Origin of the sequence: Priestia sp. TSO9 (assembly GCF_021029645.1) — a bacterium.
Lineage (GTDB): Bacteria > Bacillota > Bacilli > Bacillales > Bacillaceae_H > Priestia > Priestia megaterium_E.
Map to the genome: position 1 here is coordinate 532555 of NZ_JAJEKD010000013.1, position 21890 is coordinate 554444.

Here is a 21890-nt window from a genome sequence, read left to right on the forward strand (position 1 = left end):
GATCCCTCATTTCTAAAGTACTAGGTTATTAGTTTATATGAAGATGATAACGTTTTCTGAAAACCTTATCAATCTAATTATTTTCATGATAATATAACTATATTCACATAAAAAGGGGGAAGTATTGTGGACCGTATGTACTTTCCGGCTCTTTCAGATGAAGATATGAAACTGCCATTCTATGTTACAAGCGCTGGAAGCTGGAGACACCAAACACATATTAACCGTCAGGGAGAGTTTCCTGATTATCAATGGATTCAATGCATAAAAGGAAGAGGCGAGCTTCGTGTAAATGACGAGGTTTATATTATAAAAGAAAATGAAGGGATGTTTCTGACGCCGCACGTTCCGCACGAATACTATCCCGTTACGAGCGAATGGCAAGTATGCTGGGTTTCTTTTAACGGAAGTGTGATTGATGATATCATGCTTTCTCTTCAATTTATTAATTCGGGGAAAATCGTCCTTACAAATGCTGAAAGTCTTCATAGGATGCTACAAGAACTAATGAATCGATTAGAAGAAAATCATACTTCTAGCACCATGCAGTGCTCTGAACTACTATATAGCGTCATTTTAAAACTTCGCCAAGACAGCGTATATATAGAAAGCAAAAGTCGGCTGCAGCAAATTACTCAGCTCAACCCAGTCCTTCGTTATATCGAGGAATATTATCATCAGCCGTTAACGCTAGAAGTACTGGCGCAGCAGCTCAACGTAACGGAGCAGTATACGTGTTTGCTTTTTCAACAATCTCTTGGCATCCGGCCATTTGAATACGTAACGCGCGTGCGGATTCAAAAAGCAAAGAAACTGCTGCTTAAAAACAACCAAATCTCTGTACAAGATATAGCAAGACAAGTAGGGTATGAACATCCAAGCTACTTTATCAAGCGTTTCAAAGAACAGGAAAACGTTACGCCAACTATTTTTCGGAAAATGTATTTTTCATAAGCTACATATATCGGGTTTTTTCTAGGTCATAAGGCATGGTGTGTATGCTGGTTATTTCGTACGAGTTTTAAAAAAGAAATTAAATGTAGTTTTAAGTGAAAACGGGGAGGAAAAGTAGAGAGAAGAAACAAAAAGGAGGGATAAACGTGTTTGGGTTAAATGATCTTCCAAAGTTTGTGTGGTCATTCTGTCTTGTATTGCCACTTGTATCATTTGTTCATCAGCTGGGGCATTCCGTCATGGCAATTATTTTCGGAGGGAAGGTCGATTTTACTATTGGGCGGGGGAAAACGATTCTTAAAATGGGGAAATTTAAAATTAAGTCAGTCTATTTTTTAGACTCGTTTTGTAAATATGAAAATCTTAAGAATGACAGTCGCATTTCTCATGCAGTGGTGTATGCGGGTGGTGTACTGTTTAATTTGCTTACTATTTTTATAATAAATGGATTAATTATGGCTAATATTCTGCCTGAAGATATATTTTGCTATCAATTTGTTTATTTTTCAGTCTATTATGTTATTTTCTCACTGCTGCCAATTCAATATACAGAGACATCTGCAAGTGATGGACGTGCTATATATAACGTATTACGGTACGGGAAAACGTGTGATCCAGATTAAAGGGCTGTGTGTAGCAGCCTTTTTTGGTGCGTTTTTTCTCGTTCATTTAAATAAAAAAAGGAAAACTTTACGAAAAGAAAATAGTAGCGGATAATAAAGATAGTAGATGTTGGAATGTACGAAAGGAGAGGATTCATACGATTATTGAGACAGAACGAATGACGCTGCGAGCCATGGCCGAAAGCGATGCAGGCAATTTACTGAAAATCTTTGAGGATGCTGAAGCAATGAAGTATTATTCTTCTACTAAAAGCGAACAAGACACACGCCGCTGGATTCAATGGATGAAGCAGCATTATCAAACGTACGGCATTAGCATGTGGGTCGCCGAGGATAAACAGAAAGGAGAGTTTCTAGGGCAGTGCGGCATGGTTCTTCAAAAAGTAGACGGAAAGGTAGATCCAGAACTTGGTTATTTATTTTTACGCAGCCGCTGGGGGAAAGGCTATGCGAGTGAAGCAGCAAAAGCTTGCTTAGATTATGGACTTCATACGCTGAAATTTCAGAAGATTATATCATTAATAGATCCTGACAATTCCTCCTCGATTAAAGTGGCTGAAAGAATTGGCATGAAAAACGAAAAGCAAGTTAACAAATGGGACAAATCATTATTCTTTTATAGTATATATAATGAAAAATGAGAGTATAGGAGTGTTAGCATGATCAACATTAAGAACGTTTCGGTAAAACGAGCAGAAAAAGAAATTTTAAAAAACGTGTCGTGGTTAGTGGAAAAGGGGGAACATTGGTGTTTGCTTGGGTTAAACGGTTCCGGAAAAACGACGCTTTTAAATATAATCAACGGATATATCTGGCCTACAAAAGGCCAAGTAGAAGTTCTTTCAAGGAAATTTGGAGAAACAAATCTGTCTGAGCTCAGAAAAGAAATCGGATGGGTAAGTTCTTCGCTTCAGCAGCGGTTTCGAGATGAAGATACGGTTTTAGAAATGATTTTAAGCGGCAAATTTGCATCTATTGGTTTATATGAACAAGTGGAGCAAAAAGATATGAACCAAGCCATAGAATTAATGCAGCTGCTAAATTGCGCAGATTTACAAAATCAGGCGTACGGAACACTTTCTCAAGGAGAGCGCCAGCGAGTGCTAATTGCCCGAGCTCTTATGGCTTCACCGAAGCTTTTAATACTTGATGAGCCATGTACAGGTCTAGATATAATGGCCCGAGAGCAGCTTCTTCAGCTGATTGCAAAAATGGTAGAGCAGCCAAAAGCGCCTACGCTTATTTATGTTACTCACCATGTAGAAGAAATTTTGCCGTGCTTTACCCATACGCTTTGTATGCGCCAAGGAGAAGTGTTTTCTTCTGGAAAAACAAAAGACCAGCTCACTGAGCCGCATCTTTCTGAATTTTTTAATCACGCCGTAGAGATTCAGCAGCAGAAGGAACGCACTTGGCTGTCATTAAAAGAACCGGTAAAAAGCTGAGCTAGCGTCGTGAAACCTTCTTACATACCATGGGAAAAAGAGCGCTGCTTGCAATGGAAATAAGCTCGTTGTGGAAATAATGTTTACATGCTACATAAATAGTGGTGCCGCAAATAATATCAACTAGTAAAAAAGCAGCAATGTCATGTTTATCAATGGTTACAAATACAAAAGAAGAGGAATCATAAGCTGTCATCGTTGGCTCCTTTAGTTATATCGTTATGTTACTTTATTCACAAAAGGCTTGGGCTATACGAACTTTTAAAGAAGTACGATGATGAAAGCTGGTTCTCTTTTCTAAAGCTGATAATACTCTTGTTCGAGTATACTCATGATAAGATCTGTCTGAAATGCTTCTTCAATAAAAGCACCTTCACGCTCTATTCCTTCTTTTACAAAACCGCATTTTTCATAACAAGCAATGGCTCTATGGTTGTATTCGAGCACTCGTAAATCGACTCTGTGCAAGTGAAGGTGTTCAAATGCGTACGCAAGTACCAATTTTGTAACTTCAGTGCCGAGCCCTTGATTCCAAACGGAAGAATCAAATAAACCAATTGCATACCGTGCGCGCCGGTCGTATTCGTTAACGGTCAGCCGGGCTTCTCCAACAAAACGCTGCTGATATTTAATACACCAATTCAGCTTTTGAGACTTTATGTACTCGACGTGCCGCTTGGCATCTTGTAATGTAAGAGGTTTTAAGTTTCGGGTATCGCCTCCGTACATGCGAATAAGTTCTTTTGTTTGCTTGCATGCTAAATAGTCATTTACATCGCTGTCTTTTGGTTTTCTTAGTATCACGTTTTTTCCTTTTAGAAGTGGTGAATCATTATTCATTTGATGCATCCTTTCTTTTCTAACATTTAAAAAGGTATTCCACTTGTTTCTTAAAAAACCTGCTTTTACGTATAAAAAGAAATTGAGACATAACTAGGTCCATCGAATCTTAAGACAAACAAATGGGATCAATGTGCTAGTATGGCGTGCTTTTTACGCTGCGGTTGACTTCCGTGCAAGCCTTGGACTTCCGCAGGCGGCCGATGAGACTCCTCGTCGCAAACGTTCCTGCGGTTTCTCATCTATTTCGCTTTTCCCTCAGGAGACTGCCCCTTGGCTTCTCATTAACTGCTGAAAGCAGCTACATACATGAAGCCTACGTTCACCCTACAAATGAAAAAATCCGAACGAGTTAGATTCTCAAGCAAGAATCTCAATTCATCGTTCGGATTTCCCTTCAGCTAAACTACTTTTGTCCCAGCCTCTTTACGAAGAATGTTTTTTTGCGTAGTGGGCAAGTGCAAGAAGAGGAAAAATATCATTGTAGCTGTGGTACTGAATATAAAATTGTCCAGGAAGACCAATTCCCGTGGGGTAATGAGTTTGCTGCTCTGTAAGATTTGGATTCAGTAAAAATTTAATTCCTTTTTCAACGGCTCTATCTTTTAACGGACATATTGTCATTAAAGCATCGAGAGCCCAAGCCGTTTGAGAAGGGGTGCTAAACGATAGTGGCACATATTTTTTTAAAGAAGCGCTATAGCATGATTCTCCGAATCCACCGTCTTCTTGTTGAATGCTTTTGAGCCAGTTGATAGCTTTGATGATACGCGGATCAGAAGCAGAAACCCCTACAGCACGGAGCCCTGTAATAGCAGCCCACGTTCCGTAAATGTAGCAAACTCCCCACCGGCCGTACCAGCTCCCGTTATCCAATTGACGATCAAACAGCCATTTTACTGCAGCTTTAATCGAAGGGTGGGATTTATTCATACCAGCAAAGTTTCCGAGGCACTCAAGCACTCGACCGGTTAAATCGGCAGTAGCCGGATCCGTCGCTGCATCTTTTGCATTTTCAAGCGGAAGATAAGTAAATAAAATAGAGTCGGTATTTTTTTCAAATGCAGCAAAACCCCCGTCTTTGTTTTGCATGGACAGCAGCCAGTTAATGCCTCTTTGCCAAGACTCCAAATAATCTGTATCGGTTTGCGCTCTTCTAGAAAGAGCTCTGATAGCAGCAGACGTATCGTCTAAGTCAGGGTTATTCGTATTAATATCGGAAAATCCCCAGCCTCCAGGCGCTGTATTTGGGTTATGAAACTGCCAATCTCCAAGCTTTGTATGCTGTCTTTTCTTTAAGTAGCGAGTTGTGCCTTTAATCATGGGGTCTTGCTGCTGTACACCTGCTTCCTGTAGAGCGTAAGAGAGCAGCGCGGTATCCCAAACGGTTGACGTGGAGTTTTCTACGTGCACGTGGCCGCTGCATGTACTAAGTAGTGAACAAATACCGTCAATTGCTTTTTCGATCACAAATGAATCTTTTTTATAGCCAAGAGCCAAAAGACCGTAAATCATAAAAAAAGTAGAGGTGGCGTAGCTGTAGAGTGTTCCATCTTTTTCAATTCTTTCTAGCATGTAACGCTCCGCTGCTTGATAACCAAGCTTGTGGATGTAAGAAGGTAAAGAAGCCAGCTGTTTTAAATGGTCGACTAAAAAAATAGAAGCGCGTGATCCTTGAGTAGTTTCCTCCGGTTCCTGTTTTTGTTCTCTTACATCTAAATGAGAAAGAGAAGGTGTATGCCTAGAAGTAAGTGAAAATTTTTTGTTTCCTGCTACCATCATCGGAACGAAGTGAATTCTGGCATAGGTGCTTAATTCATAAAAGTTAAGCGGTACATAGGTAGGTACGAGCAAAAGAGAAAGCGGGAGGTAAAATAGCTTTGGCCACTCGTATAAGCCGTTAACAGAAAGCATCCATCTTGTGAGAAAATGAGCGCGCGAAATGCCTCCCGAATCTATAATATATCTTTCTGCTTTTCGCAAAATCCGGTCATTTTTTTGGTAATAGCCTGAATATAAAAGAGCTGTATAAGCTTGAATAGTGGCGGATAAGTTATGTTCTTCATCATCAAACAACGTCCAAAGACCCTCTTGATTTTGAAGGGAAACGATCCGTTCGGTTAATTGTTTAATCAACACTTCTTTATCTAAATCAAAGGTGCGAAGAAGCATAATTAAAAACGCATCAGGCATAACGCCTGTTTCAAAACAGTAGCGAAATGACCCGTCATTTTTTTGTGTTGGGCGCAGATAGGCGATTCTTCGCTGAATCTCTAGCTGAACTTCCTTTAGCAATATGATCACCTCTTATGATAATGCTTTTTCAATCTTTCGACCTGTTTCTTTATAACTGTATTCAAAGGAAGAGAGTTCTATGAGAGGAGAAAGTTGCAAAGAATAGAGCGCTTGCTGCACAATAAAGGTACTGGAAAATTGGAGTGATAGAAGTGAAAGAAATACAGGTAGAAGTCATTCAAGGACGAGGCTCTTACCGAGAGCTTGGTAAAATGCAAGGGGAATTACATAAAGGAACAAAGCTGTTTGAAAATCATCAAAAAAGAAGAAAACGTTCATTACGAAGCTATCAAACGATAGCAAAAGAAGCTCGTCATTATTACGACTTATTTGCTCTGGGACTGTGGGATGAGCTAGTGGGATTAGCAGAAGGCTTAGATTGGCCTCTTGAAGACGTTATTCATGAGTACAGCGGGTATCAGCAAGAGTGGAAAAAAACGGGATGTTCGGCTCTTATGCAGCACGGCGTGTATGTACGAAACTATGATTATCATCCTAAAACGTACGAAGGCCGATTTTTGCTTTTTCAGCCAAAGGAAGGATATGCAAGCGTCGGATTTGGAACGAGAATGATTGGGCGAATGGATGGAATGAATGAAAAAGGACTGGCAATTGGCTATCATTTTGTTAATCGCCGCCGTCAAACAAACGGATTTATTTGCTGTACGCTCGCTCGGTTTATTTTAGAAACATGTGAAACGACAGAAGAGGCTGTTGCTATTTTAGAAAGAGCACCGCATCGTCATGCGTTTAATTATTCCATTTATGACCGCAGCGGACAGGGAGCAGTAGTCGAAGCATCCGGACGAGGCGTTCATGTACAAAGAGGGACGATAATGGGGTGTACGAACCATTTTAATCAGCTAGTCGAAGAAAATCGTCATCATTTGGTAGAATCAAAGGAAAGGCTCGATCATATTCGAGATCATATTGAAAAAAAGCTATCGCCTCTTGAAGCTTTTTCTTTATTTAATGAAGATGAATACGGTATTTTTAAAGAAGATTACCGGAATTCTGCTGGAACGCTTCATACAGTAGCATATGTACCGGAGACGCTGCAAGTCATTGTGGGGATTGGACGAAAAGCAAAGCCTCTCATTTTCTCGTTTGAAGATTGGGTGAAAGGAGAACAATTAACTATAACGAAAATAAAAGGAACGGTAAATACAGATGAACCATTTCCGTTTCAGTAAGGAGCAGCATAATGAGAATTGTAACGAATCAAGAGATGTATCAAGTGGATAATTATATGATGAATACAATTGAGATGAGTGAAGAGTCCCTTATGGAAAATGCCGGGCAGGCTGCTGCCAACGCGCTGAGTGAGCGAATCGAAAAACATGAAAATATAGGGCTGCTTATAGGAACGGGAAACAATGGAGGAGACGGCTTTGTTATTGCCCGTGCTTTGAAGTCAAAAGGCTATGAAGTTGACGTCTGGGTAGTTCCTGCACGGGAAAAAATAAAAGGTGCGGCTAAAAAAGCCATGATCATCTATGAAAATGCCGGGTTCACGTGGCAATCGGCGGAAGATAACTTCTCTGTAAAAAAGTATACGGTGATTATTGACTGTCTACTAGGGATAGGAGTAAAAGGCAGTATCAAATCTCCTTACGATAACATTATAAAAAAAATAAACGATTCTAATGCTTACATATACAGCATCGATGTCCCAAGTGGAGTAATGGAACAGAAGCAAGAGCTTACGGTACGTGCAGATGCTACGATTACGCTTCAGCAGCCGAAAATCACGGCATTTACATACCCGAGTAAAGAAAGTTACGGTGAATTGATTGTAGTAGATATCGGTATTCCGCCGCTAGCAATTGAAAAAAGTTCATCTCTTAAGGAAGTATGGTCAACTCAGCATATTAAACAATCTTTTCCCATTCGAAACGCTTCGTCTAATAAAGGTACACATGGAAAAGGAATCGTAATAGGAGGTTCGCTTCAAACACCCGGAGCGCCGATGCTAACGTCAAAAGCAGCGCTCACAAGCGGAGCGGGACTTTTAACGCTTGCGCTTCCGAGCGATATTCATGCGATTGCAGCTGCTCACATGCTGGAAGTGATGTATAAACCATGTCCAAGCAAAGATGGATTTTTTGCAGGCGAGATTCCTTTAAAAGAAGGGAAGTATGATGCAATTGCAGTCGGACCAGGGCTTGGGAGAACGAAAGAAACGAAGAAAGTCGTCGAACAAGTGCTTCACCAGCCGGTTTCTGTTGTGGTGGACGCCGATGCTCTTTTTCATCTTCCCCATTTAGAAAAAGAAGTAAAAGAAAGAGAACATGCAACGATTTTAACGCCTCATCCGGGAGAAATGGCAAGGCTCGTGGACACAACAATCGCCGAAGTAGAAGCAAATCGATTTTCAATAGCTAGGCAATACGCAGTAGAAAATGGTGTGTACCTTGTATTAAAAGGTCCAAACACGATTGTTACAACACCTGACGGAAAACAATACGTAAATACCACTGGAAACGCGGGACTTGCAAAAGGCGGAACGGGTGACACTTTAACAGGGATCATCCTGGCTTTTATTATGCAGCATGATTCTCTTCAAGAAGCAATCAGTAATGCGGTATATGTTCACGGAAAAGCAGCGGATGTGCTGCTCGATCAGGGGCATACAATGATGGATATGTTAGCAAGCGACGTTATTTCTGCACTGCCGGCAGTATTCGAACAGCTGAGTGAGAAGTAATTTCTTCTGGATTATTAAAATTTGTTGACAAAATCCTTCAAAAAGTTGTCAAAACTCTTTGTAAATGATAACGTTATTTTACGTAAGATTTTACATAGAAAGAAAGTGATGTTGTGTACTACTCAATGAGACCAAGAGGCATTCATTTAGCTGTGCCTACACTTTTCTTCCTTATCACAGTCGTGTTATTTGCGATGATGCAGTTTGGTTTTTATTTGGATTCCAGCATTCTTCGTAAAATTTGGGTCATCGTTATGGCTTTATTGCCCATTGCTGGACTAATCACGGCTATTAAAGGTAGAAGAGGAAGCGCAAAGCCGTGGTTAATTATAGGGAACGTGATTCTTATTTTAACCGTTACAATAATGAGCGTACAGGCTATTATTTACTAAACAAAAAACGTGTTCGCCAAATAGGCGGACACGTTTTTATTAGGAAAGAGAAACGATTTGCTTGGTTACATAGGCAGCTTCTCCTGCGATTACCACACCATACGTGTTCTCTTTTTTTGTAATTTCTACATGAACGAAGCCATCTTTATCTATTTCCTGTCCTTGCTCAATCACAAATTGCCAGCGTTCGTTATCTTGCTGGTCCACATATCTTGCATAATAGGCGCCCATTACGCCTGATGCTGTTCCAGTTACGGCGTCTTCTACGGTACCTGAAAATGGTGAAGAGAAATGTCTTCCGTGCATATGGGCTTCTGAGTGAATCGTTTCAAAACAAAAGGGATGAATAGATGCTTTTGGCATATCTGTTAAAATATAAGGGAAATCTTCTTGATTAGGCTTCATCTTTTTACAGGCATCTAAATTTTTTAAAGGTACCATAAGCGTCCAGTTCCCTGTACTTCCATATACAATAGGAAGTCTTTGATCAAGGTCATCAATATGAAGATTAAGAGCGTTTGCCAGTTTTTCTTTTGAACCTGAAAACGGATGAAACTGCGGAGAAACTTGACTCATGGTGATAACAGGTTGTCCGTTTCTATTCTGTACAGTCATCGGCAAAATTCCAGCATTTGTTTCCACTGTAAATGTAGTTTTTGGAAGTTTGTTTTTACTATGTAAAGCATAAAGAGAAGCGACGGTCGCATGACCGCACAGATCTGCTTCTTGTCCGGGTGTAAAATATCGAATTCGTAAATCAGCGCGGGAAGATTTCATGATAAAAGCCGTTTCGTTAAACTGTGCTTGATAAGCAATTTTCTGCATTTCTTCAGCTGAAAAATCATCTCCGTTAAACACAATTCCCGCAGGATTTCCTTTATTAGGGCGCGTACTGAACGCATCGTATTGATAAACAATTGCTTCTTTCATAGAAATTACCTCCATTTTTATATCATTGTATGAAAGCTTTAACCAGTGTTATTAAATGATCGGCTATTAAAATAGTGAAATACCTGAACGTTAGAATAAAAAAACAGCAGTTTTACCTGCTGCTTTTCACTTCGCAAAACTATTCTTGCATCGTGGCATTTATTCCTTCTTTTCTAACTTCTAGCATATGAGTCGCTTTTTTATCAATATCTTTAGCTGTATCGGAAGAAATGACGCCTACGCTGCTTAAGTCATAGGCAAGCCTTGTAACAAGCAGCTGCTCTCTTTGTGCTAGTGTGCCGTATGTAAGTGCAGCGGTTTTAGCTTGAATGCCACCCATATTTAATTCATCAGTAGAAGAAACTGCTTCTTTTTTTGCAGCTATTGCTTCTCGATAAAGAGAACCATATCCTCCAAACCCTACTTGGGCAATTAGAAAGTTATAAATGTCATCGGCCGATTTTTTAGAAGGCTGAGAAAAAGCTCTTTGAAATTTATTGCGCGGTAAAAAGTTTAGTGCTGCTTGCCTGCCATCTTCATACATTTTTTCCTGTATTTCTTTAGTAGCTTTTTCGTCGTTTTTTTTCTGCGCTGCATCTAGCTGTTTGCGATATTTTTGAATAATGGCTCCGTCCTGCTGATTGTTTCCCTCTTTGAAAGTAGCTGCGGCTTGTGGAACATCTGACGTTGCTAGAGTCTCAGCAGCGTTATCTGAAGAAGAAAAGAACGTATTTTTGACAAAAATAAGTGCAAAGATAAGCAAAATAAACCATAAAAACCTGAATTTCTTAAACAAAATGTTCACCTCTGTATAATGTTTCTAAATTATGTAAAACAATATGGACCAGTATACAACAATTTTAGTGTCTTTTTACACATTTACCCAAAAATAAGAAAATAGTAAGAGGTGATTTTATTAATCTAATAGATATACAGGTTCATTGTTATGGTTCTAAAGAAACCATTGATCTATTTGTACTGATTCACATAATCGAATATGTTTTTGCTAATAAGGCTTAAAGTGACAAGGATAAAAAGCGTTCGGACGTACGTCACGCCTTTTGATAGAGCGACATTTGACCCGACAAAAGAACCCACGATCATGGCAAACCCCATAATTAATCCGTAAGAAAATACAACAGAATCGAAATATAAAAACACAAGCAAAGCACCTAAATTACTGCCGAAATTTAAAAATTTTGCACTGCCTGCTGACTGCAGGAAATCAAATCCCATAAATAAAAAAGCGAATAAAATAAATGAACCTGTGCCTGCTCCTAAAAATCCATCGTAAAAGCCAATAATAAAAATAAGTACGGTAAAGAAAACAAGTTTCTTAATAGACAGCGGCTTATACGTGGACGTGGTGCCCCAGTTTTTTTTGAAGATTGTATAAATAGCAACTAAAACAAGAAGAATCAAAATAACAGGTTTCAAAAAAGCAGAGGATAGAAAATGAACGGTGATTGAACCTCCTAAAGAGCCAATAAATACAAAAGGAAACCATTTGCCTACAACGCGAAAATCGACTTTTCCGGATTTGACAAATCGAATGGTACTCGTTAATACGCCCATCGTTCCGGCTAATTTATTTGTAGCTAAGGCAGCAGCGGGAGGCAGGCCTAAAAATAAAAGGGCAGGCGTTGAAATTAAACCGCCTCCGCCAACTACAGAGTCTATGAATGCAGCTAAAAAACCAAAGAGTAAAAGCAAAAGAACAATCTGTAAACTTAATTCTTCCATAAAGCACCTTCCTCATGTCATAATATATAGTGACTACTTAAATAGTAACTATATAAAAAGCAGTTGTAAATATGTAAATGATGAAAATTTCAAATAACTTAAAAAACAGGGAGGTTTCCTTTATGGAAAATATTATTCAGCAGCTGCAGTCGCTTGGATTTAATCAGTATGAATCAAAAGCATACGTGACGCTTGTCAAAAAAGGATCTTCCACTGCTTATAGCATTAGTAAACATTCAGGTGTGCCAAGAGCGCGTGTATACGATATTTTACAAAGACTAGAGGAAAAAGGCATGGTGTTAAAAGAAGAGAGTAATGATGGCACCCAGTACACGTCGCTGCCCGTCGATGCTTTTTTACATTCGCTGCAGAAAAAATGGAACGAAACGTATGAAGACGTTAGCGAAACGCTTAAACGTCTTGAAACTGCAGAGTCTATAGAAGAAAGCAGGGTTATGACGATGAAAGGAGAAACAGCCATTCTTGCTTTTTGTGAGTCGCTATTGTTAAAAGCAAAAAATAAAATTGTCATCTCGCTTTGGCCCGATATTTATAATGAGTTGAAGCCTCTTTTATTACAGCTAAGGGAGAGTGTCACACTAAAAGGAATTGTGTTTGAACAAGATAAAGCAATGGAGGAATTTGACCGGCACCGTCATACGAGCTATACCGAAAACATTGGGAATCAAAACTGGTTTATTATATCTGTTGACAGCAGTGAAATGATTTATGGTCATAAAGAAATGGCGTACTATACAAATAACGCAGTCAACATTAATTTACTTGAAAATTATATTTGGCATGATATTCTCGTTAACAGACTTGTAGAAAAAAGTGATAGAGAAATGGACAGGTGGATCGAAAGGGAAAGAGAAAGTTTTTTTGCGTAGAAAAGAGACTTAGACATAACGAAATCACTTCTATCTAAAGATGAACAAACGGGGTAAATGATCTAGTATGAATAGCTTGTTACATCGCAGTTAATTTCCGTGCAAGGCTTCGCTTTCCGCGACCGGTCGATGAGCCTCCTCGTCGCTTACGAGCCTGTGAGGTCTCATCTGTTCCGCTTTTCCCGCAGGAGTCTTCGCCTTGCCCTCCAATTAACTACTGGAAGCAGCCGCCATGCATGAAAGCTACGTTCACCTTACCAACAGAAAAATCCGAACAAAGTTGATGCTCCATTAAGAGTCTCGAGTCCTCGTTCGGATCTTCCTTCAATTAAAATATTTTTGTTACAGCCTCTTTATATTAAAAAGTTTGGGCAAGTTTTTTTGCTTCTGCTATTCCTTTTTCTTTAATTTCTTGGGCTTTATCTGGCATGGCGTTATGCCCTTCCACAAAAATGCCGTCTAACGAAGGTACTCCGAAGAAATTCATCATAATCCCAATATAACGATGCCCCATTTCCATATCAGCTGCAGGGCCTTCAGAATAAATGCCTCCGCGCGCTTGAATATGAAGCGCTTTTTTATCCGTTAATAGCCCCACAGGACCCTCTGCCGTGTATTTAAATGACTTACCGGCTACGGCTACAGAGTCTAAATAAGCTTTCATAACCGGTGGAAACGAAAAGTTCCACATAGGCGTTACAAAAACATATTTGTCCGCTGATACAAACTGTTCGCTCAATTCTGCAAGGCGATTGACCTTTTCCTGTTCATGAGAAGAAAGTTCCGAGCCAGACTGAAGTTTGCCCCAGCCGCTAAATACATCCGCATCAATATGAGGGATAATTTCTTTATAAAGGTCAATATGTACAACTTCGTCACTTGAATTGTGCTCTTTGTAAGCATCGATAAATGCTTTTCCAGTTGCCATACTGAATGATTGAGACTCATCGTGAGGATGAGCTGTAATATAAAGTACTTTTGCCACGTCTTATCATCTCTTTCTTGTTTGAAATAATGTACTGTCTTATCGTTATCACTCCCATAAAAAACTATACGCGCTTTGTCAGGCAAGCTAAAAAAGAACACAAGAAAGGGATGTCTATATAGAAAATAATGGTATAATGAGTGTTTGAATATTTACATAACAAGTATGTCTAACAGAAAGTAAATAAGAGGTGTCGAGATGAAAGAAAAATGGATAATTGTCACGGGTGCAGGTTTTGGAATTGGCAAAGAAATTGTAAAAGAGTGTGTGTCGAAGTGCTATTCAGTTATTGCTTGTGATATTAATGATGAAGCTTTGAGACAGCTAGCTGAAGATACAAAGGGCCAGGGCCATATTGAAACGTATGTAGTAGATGTTAAAAAAGGAAAGGATGTAAAAGATCTTTTTTATCAAATAAAAGATAAAAGTTTGTATGGGTTAGTTAATAATGCGGGCGTATATTTAGGAAAAAATTTATTGGACTATGAAGAAAACGAAATAGATTTTGTGATGGATATTAATATTAAAGGATATATTTATTTTTCCAAGTACTTTGGCGAATTATTAATGAAAAAAGAAACGGAAGGAGCGATTATTAATATATCCTCCGTGTCAGGAATGGAAGGAAGCTCCGATGCTATATATGGAATGTCTAAAGCAGCAATACTAGGATTAACCAAGAGCTGTGCGATGAATTTTTCTCCTTATATCCGGGTGAATGCTGTAGCACCTACAATAGTGAATACCGACATGATGAAAAACATTCCAGAATGGCGCAAAAATGAATACATCGCTCATCAGCTGATTCCAAGCTTTGTTACGCCTCAAGACGTGGCAGATACGGTTCTTTTTTTACTGAGCCCTCAAGCAAAACATTATACAGGAGCCACCTTTGATTTAAATAGCGGCTGTTATTTACGATAAATTATCTTTTAAACGAGGCTGGATAAAAATATTTTAGTTAAAGGCAAATTCGAATTATCAATCGATATTATTGACTGATCATTCGGTTTTTTTACTGTTATTATGAACGTTGGTTTTACCGCTTCTAGCTGTTGATTGGAGGGCAAGGCGAAGACTCCTGCGGGAAAAGCGGAACAGGTGAGACCCCGCAGAAGCGGAAGCGACGAGGAGGCTCACCGGCCGCCCGCGGAAAGCGAAGTCTTGCACGGAAATCAACAGCGGTGTCAAGAGCAATCCATATGGGTTTATTAATCCAATTTGCTCGTCTTTAGATTGAGTTAATTCCGTTATATCCCATCTTCCTTTTTGTTTTCTTAAGAATTCTTAAGAAATTTACTTAACGTTTCTTTAGATTTTTTTTCTATTCTAGAAAGAAAGAGTAGAAAGAAGGAATAGAAAATGAATTTAGCTTTTATGTATCAATATTTTCACCAGCCGCGAACGGTAGGAGCACTTTTGCCAAGTTCTACGCACTTAGCGAAAAAAATGGTAAAAGGGATTGATTTTGAACATGCAGACTGTATAGTAGAGTACGGGCCAGGAACCGGAGTTTTTACCCGTGAATTAATAAGAAGACGAAGCGCTTGTACAACTTTGCTTCTTATCGAATACAATCGGCATTTTTACGAAAAAGTAAAGGAACAAGTAAGAGATGAAAAAAATGTGTATGTGATACACGGATCCGCTGAACATGTTCAAAAGTACTTGATACAGTATGATATTCCAAAAGTGGATTACGTACTATCAGGTCTTCCTTTTGCTTCTTTAACGTCTGAAGTGTCGGACTGTATTTTGCAAAACACGCGCAGCGTATTAGCCGAGGAAGGGAAATTTATTACGTTTCAGTATACGAATTTAAAAAAACAGCTGATCCGCTCGTTTTTCCCTCACATTAAAGTGGAAAAAGAGTGGAGAAATGTTCCTCCTGCATATATTTTTACATGCGAAAAGAATCAGATATAAGGAGTTTGTAAATGAAAGATAGAATTTTAATTATAGATGACGATGAGCAAATTCGTAATTTAATTGCTATTTACTTAGAAAATGAAGGATTTGAAGCGCTGAAAGTTTCTAATGCTGTATCTGGATTAGCGCTTTTAGAGGAACAAGAAGTAGATTTAATTATATTAGATATTATGATGCCGCAGATGAATGGAATCGACGCTGCTTTTAAAATACGTGAAGAAAAAAACATGCCCATTATTATGCTGTCGGCTAAGTCAGAAGATATGGACAAGATTTCTGGGTTAACAGCAGGCGCAGATGATTACTTAACAAAACCATTTAATCCTCTCGAGCTCATCGCACGAGTAAAATCACAAATTAGACGCTATAAAAAATACAACGAACGTGCTGAGCGAGATATCATTCAAATTGGCGATTTGGAAATTAACCGCAGCACCCGGCTTGTCTTTGTGCGCGGCCAAGAGATTCGTTTAACACCAAAAGAGTTTGATATTTTAGAGCTGCTGGTACGCCACAAAGGAACGGTGATGAGTATGGGGAAAATATATGAAGCTGTATGGCAAGAAGATGCGTTTAAATCGGATAATACCGTAATGGTTCATATTACAAAGATTCGCGAAAAAATTGAGGATAATCCGAAAAAGCCTATTTATATTAAAACCATATGGGGCGTAGGATACAGAATATGAGAAGAATAAGTGTAAAGCTACTTTTTGCTATCATTATAAGTTTTTTGGCTACCAATTTAATTTTTATTTTAATTGCTAGGCTTGTTTTGAGCAGGTATATACAAGAAGCGAAAATGAATGTCCCTGCATATAATGTATTGGCGTTTGGACTTTTTTTTATCGCCGTTGTGGTCTTTGTTTTTGTTTTCTTAGCACTTATCCGTTCCCATATTCGTTATTTGAAAGAAATCTCTAAACAAGTTCAAAAAATCTCAAATGGAGATTTAGGCGCAACCATCCATGTACGAGGAAAAGATGAACTGGCTGAATTAAGTCAAAACATTAACAAAATGTCTGCGCAGCTTCGGACAAAATTTGATCGTGAACGAGAGCTGGAGCAAGTGAAAAATGAGTTAATATCCAGTGTATCTCACGATTTGCGTACGCCGTTAACATCCATCGTTGGATACCTGGATTTAATCAAAAAAAGAGAAAGTATGGATGATGAAACATTAGATAGCTACTTATATATTGTTGATTCAAAAGCAAAATACTTAACTGATTTAATTGAAGAATTGTTCGACTATACAAAATTAACGAGTCCTGATCTTCAGCTTCAACGAAATGAGGTCGATATGAAACGTTTGCTTCAACAGGTAATAGGAGAGTACGAGCCAATTTTAACAAGAGAAGGCATTAACGTTCAGACTAACTTTGCCTGTGAATGGAATGCATTTATTGATGTGGAAAAAATGGTAAGAGTATTTCAAAACTTACTCGAAAATGCCCAGAAATACAGCAAAAAGCCTTCTGTGTTAGAGGTGAATCAGGAGATTGACGAGGGCTACATAGTTATTTCTTTTAGGAACAGCATTAACATCAGTGAAAAAATTGAGGTAGAAAAGTTGTTTGATCGATTTTATCGAGGTGATGAATCAAGAACGGACGCGAATGGTTCAGGTTTAGGACTGGCTATTGCAAAACAAATTATTCAGCTGCATCAAGGAGAGATACGAGCGGATCTTCAGCATAATAAGCTCACTTTTTTTATAAAGCTGCCGTTAACACAAGAAAGCCTTAAGAATCACTTGTAAAGATTCTTAAGGCTTTTTGCGACTATTTTGATGCCGTATTCAAATTCTGCAAGCGTCGCATAAGAAAACGATATTCTGATATGCTGTGATGTCTCATGGTCATACAATGCGCCTGGATTTAAAAGAACTCCTTCGTCGAGACAGTGCTTAAATAACTTCCGCATCGAAACAGGCTTATGCAGCGTAAGCCAAAAATAAAAACCTCCGCTCGGAGCATTCCACACAGCGAGATTCTTCAAATACTTCTCTAGAATAGCCAGTGTTTGCTGAGATTTTTCTTTTAATTTATAGCGTACGCTGGCCACATGCTTGTCATAGATTCCGGTTTTGAGAGCTTCAGCAGCGGCCCATTGAGATAAGGAGCTGGCTCCGTAGTCAACTTGCATTTTAAGATCAGCTAATCGCTCAATTACATGTTCAGGCCCTACAATCCATCCAATTCGAAATCCTGGACTGAATGTTTTAGAGAACGTTCCTAAATAAAGAACCATTCCATTTTTATCTTGAGCTTTTAATGAAAGTGGAGGCAGTGAATGGAACCAAAGCTCTCCGTAAGCATCATCTTCAATAATAGGCAAATGCATTCTTTCACACTGGCGAAGCAGTCTTTGGCGCCTTTGTTCACTCATCGTTACATTGGTGGGGTTATGAAAGTTCGGTATTGTATATAAAGCTGTGCCTTTTTCTTTTTCGTGCTGGCCTTTTAATGAAGCTAAATGTATTCCTTCTTCGTCTAACGAAACGCCCGTTATTTTCATTTGTGCGGACTGAAATAACGGTAGAGAATAAAGATAAGAAGGCTTTTCAGCTAATATATTGGCACCTGGAGGCAGCAAGCCGATTGAAATCAACTGAAGAGCTTGAAGTGAACCGGATACAATTAAAATAGATGAAGGAGAAGTTTCGATGCCTCGTTTTTTTACATGCTTCACTAACTCTTGTCGAAGTTCATTATTTCCTCTTGGGTGCTCGTAGCCCAAGTGTACGCTTCTATGGTTAATTCCGCTAAATAGTTCCGCAAGCTGATGGGAAGGAAGCAGGTCAGGTGCTAACTCTCCAGTTCCTAAACGAATAATGCCCGGTTGAAATTCAGCTTCGTTAATATGGCGGATAGTCGGAGAATTTGGTCGGTATATTCCTGCTTCTACATACGAATTCCAGTTCATGTGAGAACCTGATGCTAGTAAGCTCCACGTATTGTTAATGACCTTGGTGCCACCGCCTTTGTTTCCGCTGAGCAGTCCTTCAGCAATTAAGTTTTCGGTTGCTGTCACCACCGTGCTTCTATTTACAGAAAAGCTAGCAGCTAAATGGCGCTGTGAAGGAATTTTAGTTCCAATAGGCCACTCTCCATTTATGATTTTCTCTTTCATATACTCTTGAATTTGTTTGTGCATTGGCTTTTTATCAGCCGGATCTGGAGTCCAGTTCATGTGAGACCACCTTTTTATAATTTGGTTGGTATTATAAATCAAAATTTGGATGGAGACAACAGGGGATGTCAATTGTAGGATAAAAGAGAAAGGAGAGAGCAACATGTTTACAGTGGTTATACATGCTTTGTTGTTAGCATTCGGTTTGATTTTACCTTTAGGGGTACAAAATGTGTTTGTTTTTAACCAAGGAGCAAATCAACGAACGATCAAACAGGCGCTTCCCGTAGTGGTAACGGCTTCTGTTTGTGATACGATTTTAATTCTAGTAGCAGTGCTGGGAGTTTCAGCCGTAGCCGCTGCTTTTTCATTTTTTCAAACGCTTATTTTTGGAATAGGTTTTCTTTTTTTAGCGTATATGGGCTTTGTGACGTGGAAGAGCGAACCGTCAAAAACGTCAGTAAAGGAAGGGATGACGGTAAAAGCGCAAGTTTTATTTGCTGCTTCTGTATCTTTGCTAAATCCCCACGCGCTGATGGATATCATGGGCGTAATCGGAACAAATTCTCTACTGTACAGCGGAAAAGAAAAGTGGGTTTTTACATTGGTTACGATATGCGTTTCATGGATATGGTTTTTATCCTTAGCTTTTGCAGGAAAAGCAGTAGGGAAAATGGATTCAAATGGAAAAATAATGATTTGGGTCAATAAGGCTTCTGCATGTATGATTTGGGGAGTAGCTCTTTACATGGCAAAAAGTATGTTTTTTCAGTAAAATAGATGCTAAAAGGAAAGTTATGTAATAGAAAGAAGTACTTTTTCTAGAAAGCGAGGGGTAAAGATGATTCAAGGAATTAATCATATGTGCTTTTCTGTGTCAAATTTAGAACAATCCATCATATTTTATCAGAAAGTGCTAAGAGCGGAACTTTTATTAAAAGGAAAATCCACCGCTTACTTTAGTCTAAATGGACTGTGGCTGGCGTTAAACGAAGAAAAAAATATTCCTAGATCAGACATTCAGTATTCGTATACTCATTTAGCGTTTTCTATTTCTATTGAGAAATTTGACGAAGCAAAAGAACTGTTAAAACAGCATAATGTAACCATCTTACCGGGAAGAAACCGCGACAAAAGAGACAGAAAATCTATTTATTTTACGGATCCGGACGGTCATAAATTTGAATTTCACACCGGTACGCTCCAAGACCGTTTAGCGTATTATCAAGAAGAAAAGCCTCATATGACATTTTATTCGCCAGAAGAGTAGTATTAAAATAGTTATATAAGGTTACAGTTTTATTACATTCGCATTCCTCGCTCAGTTATCATTAAATAAACGATGCTGTTGTGATATAATGGAAAAAAAGTGAGGAGGAGGAAGAATGTATACCGCAAAACAGGTGAAGTTTGGTTCGCATATTGTGATAGGCGTACTTTTCGGCATTTTAGCTGCAATGTTAATCGGCACTTTTTATCAAAATGTACCAGGTGTATTACCGTACGGGATGATTAGCGGACTTGCAGTAGGACTCATAGCAGATACATATTATACAATTAAAACAAAAATAAAGGTTATCTAATATAGTGTAGTACTATTCTCAGGAGAAATAAAAGATTTCTCTTGAAAATAGTACTATTTTTATGAAAAAAATGATTAATTTCTATTTTAGAAAAATAAGTAAATTTGCTAAAAATTGTAAATTTATGATTTTGAAGCAGAACTAGAGGGTGAAATATCAAATTAACTCTAAGTATAGAATTATATGTTAAAGTAAATAACCATTTTCTAAACAGTGAAGCGGTTTTTATTTTTTCCCTAATTAGTTTTAATGCGCGTAAGATAAAAGATATAATAACTAAGCAATTGTTAGTAAAACTGCGGATAAGAGGTTTTTTAAAGTTGCTACTAACAGATAAAATATTGTTGCTTTTAATGGTTCATCTATAGAAAACTTGATAATTTTACTAAAATCGTTCTTTTGGAGTACGTAATATATGCTATCATTGTTGGGTGAAAAAACTACATACCAAAGTTGGGTGAAAAAACTACATACCAAAAAAAGGAGAAAGAAATGAAGAATTTAAGAAAAATCGGCCTAGGACTTGTAGCATCATTGTTATCTATTAGTTTAGTAGCTTGTGGGTCAACAAAAGAAGAACAAAAACAAGAATCTGCTAAGCAAGAGCAGAAACAAATGGGGAAAGAGCAGAAAAAACTTGAACAAAAAATCTCTAAATTAGAGAGCGAGTGTAAAGACTATACAAAAGAAAAAGGATATATGGAATCTGATGATTATCTTGTTTTTGAAGCAGACTTTAACATACTTGCAAAGTCAATTGAAAGCAAGAATATTCTTCAAGGCGATGATGGTGAAATAGACAAACACTTAAAAGACTTAAAAACTGAGATAGACAATTTAAGTAATGATCAAGCAATAAAAGCTCAAAAGCGTTACGGCTCAGCAGCAGATGTGTACGAGGCTGCAATAGGTACCCACTTACATTATGTATTAACTAAAGCCGATATTACTCAGCACTTTAATGCAGTGAACACTATTGAGTTAGACAAAGATTTTAATGCAGATAGCTATAATTATGAAAAAATTGATGCAGACGCAACTGAGGCTATTAAGGCCATACAAGGAATGCCTATGAAAAGAATAAAGCTTATTAAGGAAGAGTTGGAGAAATATAAAGCTAGTTTTAGTACTGAAGAATATAATCAATTGAATTCCGCAGTCACTAGCGTAACTTCGTCATTAAATAAGCAAGTTGAAATGCTAGAAGTTCTACAAAAAGAAAGTGGTAAGGATAAATCAACTTTAGAAGAAAACACAAAAGCTGCTGAAACACAATTTTTAGACGCTAAAGAAAAAGTGTCTGCATTTGAATCTAAATATGATATCCAAATGTAAAATATGTGCTTTAAATACAATTGTTTATTAAAATAAAAAGCCGTTTCTTATACAAAGAAACGACTTTTTTATTTTTCTCTATTAATCTTAGGTGTATGTAAGAA

At 38.3% G+C, this 21890-nt stretch carries 26 protein-coding genes; 18 read left to right on the plus strand and 8 right to left on the minus strand.

The window, feature by feature from the left end; all coding sequences use genetic code 11:
* Nucleotides 1-135: 135 nt before the first annotated feature.
* The 4 genes from LJC66_RS10925 to LJC66_RS10940 all read left to right on the plus strand — a co-directional run bounded on the left by LJC66_RS10925 (nucleotide 136) and on the right by LJC66_RS10940 (nucleotide 3022).
* Nucleotides 136-954, plus strand: coding sequence for an AraC family transcriptional regulator (locus tag LJC66_RS10925; protein ID WP_230932817.1), 819 nt, complete (start codon nucleotides 136-138; stop codon nucleotides 952-954).
* Between the two features lie 146 nt (nucleotides 955-1100).
* Nucleotides 1101-1577, plus strand: coding sequence for a site-2 protease family protein (locus LJC66_RS10930; RefSeq protein WP_028408675.1), 477 nt, complete (start codon nucleotides 1101-1103; stop codon nucleotides 1575-1577).
* 158 nt (nucleotides 1578-1735) lie between these two features.
* Nucleotides 1736-2218 carry a GNAT family N-acetyltransferase gene (locus LJC66_RS10935; protein WP_195694163.1) on the plus strand — a complete coding sequence of 161 codons (483 nt, stop codon included), beginning with the start codon at nucleotides 1736-1738 and terminating at the stop codon, nucleotides 2216-2218.
* 18 nt (nucleotides 2219-2236) lie between these two features.
* Nucleotides 2237-3022, plus strand: coding sequence for an ABC transporter ATP-binding protein (locus LJC66_RS10940; RefSeq protein WP_230932535.1), 786 nt, complete (start codon nucleotides 2237-2239; stop codon nucleotides 3020-3022).
* A 1-nt stretch (nucleotide 3023) separates the two neighbouring features.
* Here the strand turns inward: LJC66_RS10940 and LJC66_RS10945 are convergent, their stop codons facing one another.
* On the minus strand, nucleotides 3024-3218 hold the full coding sequence (locus LJC66_RS10945; RefSeq protein WP_195694159.1) for a hypothetical protein: 195 nt from the start codon (nucleotides 3216-3218) through the stop codon (nucleotides 3024-3026).
* Between the two features lie 101 nt (nucleotides 3219-3319).
* Complete coding sequence (locus LJC66_RS10950; protein WP_230932536.1) at nucleotides 3320-3862, minus strand: GNAT family N-acetyltransferase; 543 nt, start codon at nucleotides 3860-3862, stop codon at nucleotides 3320-3322.
* 133 nt (nucleotides 3863-3995) lie between these two features.
* Between LJC66_RS10950 and LJC66_RS10955 the strand changes: the two genes are divergently transcribed.
* A complete protein-coding gene (locus tag LJC66_RS10955; RefSeq protein WP_195694155.1) occupies nucleotides 3996-4157 on the plus strand; it encodes a hypothetical protein in 162 nt (53 codons plus the stop codon).
* A 131-nt stretch (nucleotides 4158-4288) separates the two neighbouring features.
* Here LJC66_RS10955 and LJC66_RS10960 read toward each other — a convergent pair whose 3' ends face one another.
* Nucleotides 4289-6166: a terpene cyclase/mutase family protein gene (locus LJC66_RS10960; protein WP_195694153.1), complete on the minus strand. Its 1878-nt coding sequence runs from the start codon at nucleotides 6164-6166 to the stop codon at nucleotides 4289-4291.
* Nucleotides 6167-6309: 143 nt separating this feature from the next.
* Here LJC66_RS10960 and LJC66_RS10965 point away from each other — a divergent pair, with 143 nt between their 5' ends.
* The 3 genes from LJC66_RS10965 to LJC66_RS10975 all read left to right on the plus strand — a co-directional run bounded on the left by LJC66_RS10965 (nucleotide 6310) and on the right by LJC66_RS10975 (nucleotide 9256).
* Entirely contained in the window at nucleotides 6310-7350 is a 1041-nt protein-coding gene (locus tag LJC66_RS10965; RefSeq protein WP_230932537.1) for a C45 family autoproteolytic acyltransferase/hydrolase, read from the plus strand.
* A gap of 11 nt (nucleotides 7351-7361) precedes the next feature.
* Nucleotides 7362-8864, plus strand: coding sequence for an NAD(P)H-hydrate dehydratase (locus LJC66_RS10970; protein ID WP_230932538.1), 1503 nt, complete (start codon nucleotides 7362-7364; stop codon nucleotides 8862-8864).
* Nucleotides 8865-8977: 113 nt separating this feature from the next.
* Nucleotides 8978-9256 (plus strand): hypothetical protein, encoded by a 279-nt coding sequence (locus LJC66_RS10975; RefSeq protein WP_223268911.1) that lies wholly within the window; start codon nucleotides 8978-8980, stop codon nucleotides 9254-9256.
* Between the two features lie 39 nt (nucleotides 9257-9295).
* Here the strand turns inward: LJC66_RS10975 and LJC66_RS10980 are convergent, their stop codons facing one another.
* The 3 genes from LJC66_RS10980 to LJC66_RS10990 form a co-directional block, all read right to left on the minus strand.
* Nucleotides 9296-10186 (minus strand): PhzF family phenazine biosynthesis isomerase, encoded by an 891-nt coding sequence (locus LJC66_RS10980; RefSeq protein ID WP_230932539.1) that lies wholly within the window; start codon nucleotides 10184-10186, stop codon nucleotides 9296-9298.
* Nucleotides 10187-10325: 139 nt separating this feature from the next.
* Complete coding sequence (locus tag LJC66_RS10985; RefSeq protein WP_230932540.1) at nucleotides 10326-10991, minus strand: hypothetical protein; 666 nt, start codon at nucleotides 10989-10991, stop codon at nucleotides 10326-10328.
* A gap of 164 nt (nucleotides 10992-11155) precedes the next feature.
* Nucleotides 11156-11929 (minus strand): sulfite exporter TauE/SafE family protein, encoded by a 774-nt coding sequence (locus LJC66_RS10990; RefSeq protein ID WP_195694142.1) that lies wholly within the window; start codon nucleotides 11927-11929, stop codon nucleotides 11156-11158.
* 122 nt (nucleotides 11930-12051) lie between these two features.
* Between LJC66_RS10990 and LJC66_RS10995 the strand changes: the two genes are divergently transcribed.
* On the plus strand, nucleotides 12052-12819 hold the full coding sequence (locus LJC66_RS10995; RefSeq protein WP_195694140.1) for a TrmB family transcriptional regulator: 768 nt from the start codon (nucleotides 12052-12054) through the stop codon (nucleotides 12817-12819).
* A 358-nt stretch (nucleotides 12820-13177) separates the two neighbouring features.
* Here LJC66_RS10995 and LJC66_RS11000 read toward each other — a convergent pair whose 3' ends face one another.
* Nucleotides 13178-13804, minus strand: a complete 627-nt coding sequence (locus tag LJC66_RS11000) for an FMN-dependent NADH-azoreductase (protein WP_230932541.1) — start codon at nucleotides 13802-13804, stop codon at nucleotides 13178-13180.
* Nucleotides 13805-14002: 198 nt separating this feature from the next.
* Here LJC66_RS11000 and LJC66_RS11005 point away from each other — a divergent pair, with 198 nt between their 5' ends.
* The 5 genes from LJC66_RS11005 (at nucleotide 14003) to LJC66_RS11025 (ending at nucleotide 17495) form a co-directional block, all read left to right on the plus strand.
* Nucleotides 14003-14728, plus strand: coding sequence for an SDR family NAD(P)-dependent oxidoreductase (locus LJC66_RS11005; RefSeq protein WP_230932542.1), 726 nt, complete (start codon nucleotides 14003-14005; stop codon nucleotides 14726-14728).
* Nucleotides 14729-14859: 131 nt separating this feature from the next.
* The gene (locus LJC66_RS11010) at nucleotides 14860-15039 is read left to right on the plus strand and encodes a hypothetical protein (RefSeq protein ID WP_195694136.1); all 180 of its coding nucleotides are present in this window, start codon (nucleotides 14860-14862) and stop codon (nucleotides 15037-15039) included.
* A gap of 127 nt (nucleotides 15040-15166) precedes the next feature.
* On the plus strand, nucleotides 15167-15730 hold the full coding sequence (locus LJC66_RS11015) for a class I SAM-dependent methyltransferase (RefSeq protein ID WP_230932543.1): 564 nt from the start codon (nucleotides 15167-15169) through the stop codon (nucleotides 15728-15730).
* 11 nt (nucleotides 15731-15741) lie between these two features.
* Nucleotides 15742-16422, plus strand: a complete 681-nt coding sequence (locus LJC66_RS11020) for a response regulator transcription factor (RefSeq protein WP_028408662.1) — start codon at nucleotides 15742-15744, stop codon at nucleotides 16420-16422.
* On the plus strand, nucleotides 16419-17495 hold the full coding sequence (locus tag LJC66_RS11025) for a HAMP domain-containing sensor histidine kinase (RefSeq protein WP_230932544.1): 1077 nt from the start codon (nucleotides 16419-16421) through the stop codon (nucleotides 17493-17495). The genes LJC66_RS11020 and LJC66_RS11025 overlap by 4 nt, the downstream gene beginning before the upstream one ends.
* Here the strand turns inward: LJC66_RS11025 and LJC66_RS11030 are convergent.
* The gene (locus LJC66_RS11030; RefSeq protein ID WP_230932545.1) at nucleotides 17486-18928 is read right to left on the minus strand and encodes an aminotransferase-like domain-containing protein; all 1443 of its coding nucleotides are present in this window, start codon (nucleotides 18926-18928) and stop codon (nucleotides 17486-17488) included. The genes LJC66_RS11025 and LJC66_RS11030 overlap by 10 nt on opposite strands.
* A 103-nt stretch (nucleotides 18929-19031) precedes the next feature.
* On the opposite strand from LJC66_RS11030, the gene LJC66_RS11035 reads away from it, so the two are divergent.
* The 4 genes from LJC66_RS11035 (at nucleotide 19032) to LJC66_RS11050 (ending at nucleotide 21786) form a co-directional block, all read left to right on the plus strand.
* On the plus strand, nucleotides 19032-19643 hold the full coding sequence (locus LJC66_RS11035; RefSeq protein WP_230932546.1) for a LysE/ArgO family amino acid transporter: 612 nt from the start codon (nucleotides 19032-19034) through the stop codon (nucleotides 19641-19643).
* A gap of 66 nt (nucleotides 19644-19709) precedes the next feature.
* Nucleotides 19710-20138: a metallothiol transferase FosB gene (fosB, locus tag LJC66_RS11040; protein ID WP_195694125.1), complete on the plus strand. Its 429-nt coding sequence runs from the start codon at nucleotides 19710-19712 to the stop codon at nucleotides 20136-20138.
* Nucleotides 20139-20253: 115 nt separating this feature from the next.
* Complete coding sequence (locus LJC66_RS11045) at nucleotides 20254-20451, plus strand: hypothetical protein (protein ID WP_016763981.1); 198 nt, start codon at nucleotides 20254-20256, stop codon at nucleotides 20449-20451.
* A gap of 492 nt (nucleotides 20452-20943) precedes the next feature.
* Nucleotides 20944-21786 carry a hypothetical protein gene (locus LJC66_RS11050; RefSeq protein ID WP_230932547.1) on the plus strand — a complete coding sequence of 281 codons (843 nt, stop codon included), beginning with the start codon at nucleotides 20944-20946 and terminating at the stop codon, nucleotides 21784-21786.
* Nucleotides 21787-21890 lie beyond the last annotated feature (104 nt).

Coding starts and splice junctions, on each gene's coding strand:
- LJC66_RS10970 (WP_230932538.1), top strand. CDS start 7,362: ATGAGAATTGTAACGAATCAAGAGATGTATCAAGTGGATAATTATATG.
- LJC66_RS11045 (WP_016763981.1), top strand. CDS start 20,254: ATGTATACCGCAAAACAGGTGAAGTTTGGTTCGCATATTGTGATAGGC.
- LJC66_RS11035 (WP_230932546.1), top strand. CDS start 19,032: ATGTTTACAGTGGTTATACATGCTTTGTTGTTAGCATTCGGTTTGATT.
- fosB (WP_195694125.1), top strand. CDS start 19,710: ATGATTCAAGGAATTAATCATATGTGCTTTTCTGTGTCAAATTTAGAA.
- LJC66_RS10945 (WP_195694159.1), bottom strand. CDS start 3,218: ATGACAGCTTATGATTCCTCTTCTTTTGTATTTGTAACCATTGATAAA.
- LJC66_RS11020 (WP_028408662.1), top strand. CDS start 15,742: ATGAAAGATAGAATTTTAATTATAGATGACGATGAGCAAATTCGTAAT.
- LJC66_RS11030 (WP_230932545.1), bottom strand. CDS start 18,928: ATGAACTGGACTCCAGATCCGGCTGATAAAAAGCCAATGCACAAACAA.
- LJC66_RS11015 (WP_230932543.1), top strand. CDS start 15,167: ATGAATTTAGCTTTTATGTATCAATATTTTCACCAGCCGCGAACGGTA.
- LJC66_RS10940 (WP_230932535.1), top strand. CDS start 2,237: ATGATCAACATTAAGAACGTTTCGGTAAAACGAGCAGAAAAAGAAATT.
- LJC66_RS10935 (WP_195694163.1), top strand. CDS start 1,736: ATGACGCTGCGAGCCATGGCCGAAAGCGATGCAGGCAATTTACTGAAA.
- LJC66_RS10950 (WP_230932536.1), bottom strand. CDS start 3,862: ATGAATAATGATTCACCACTTCTAAAAGGAAAAAACGTGATACTAAGA.
- LJC66_RS11050 (WP_230932547.1), top strand. CDS start 20,944: ATGAAGAATTTAAGAAAAATCGGCCTAGGACTTGTAGCATCATTGTTA.
- LJC66_RS10925 (WP_230932817.1), top strand. CDS start 136: ATGTACTTTCCGGCTCTTTCAGATGAAGATATGAAACTGCCATTCTAT.
- LJC66_RS10980 (WP_230932539.1), bottom strand. CDS start 10,186: ATGAAAGAAGCAATTGTTTATCAATACGATGCGTTCAGTACGCGCCCT.
- LJC66_RS10995 (WP_195694140.1), top strand. CDS start 12,052: ATGGAAAATATTATTCAGCAGCTGCAGTCGCTTGGATTTAATCAGTAT.
- LJC66_RS11005 (WP_230932542.1), top strand. CDS start 14,003: ATGAAAGAAAAATGGATAATTGTCACGGGTGCAGGTTTTGGAATTGGC.
- LJC66_RS11025 (WP_230932544.1), top strand. CDS start 16,419: ATGAGAAGAATAAGTGTAAAGCTACTTTTTGCTATCATTATAAGTTTT.
- LJC66_RS10990 (WP_195694142.1), bottom strand. CDS start 11,929: ATGGAAGAATTAAGTTTACAGATTGTTCTTTTGCTTTTACTCTTTGGT.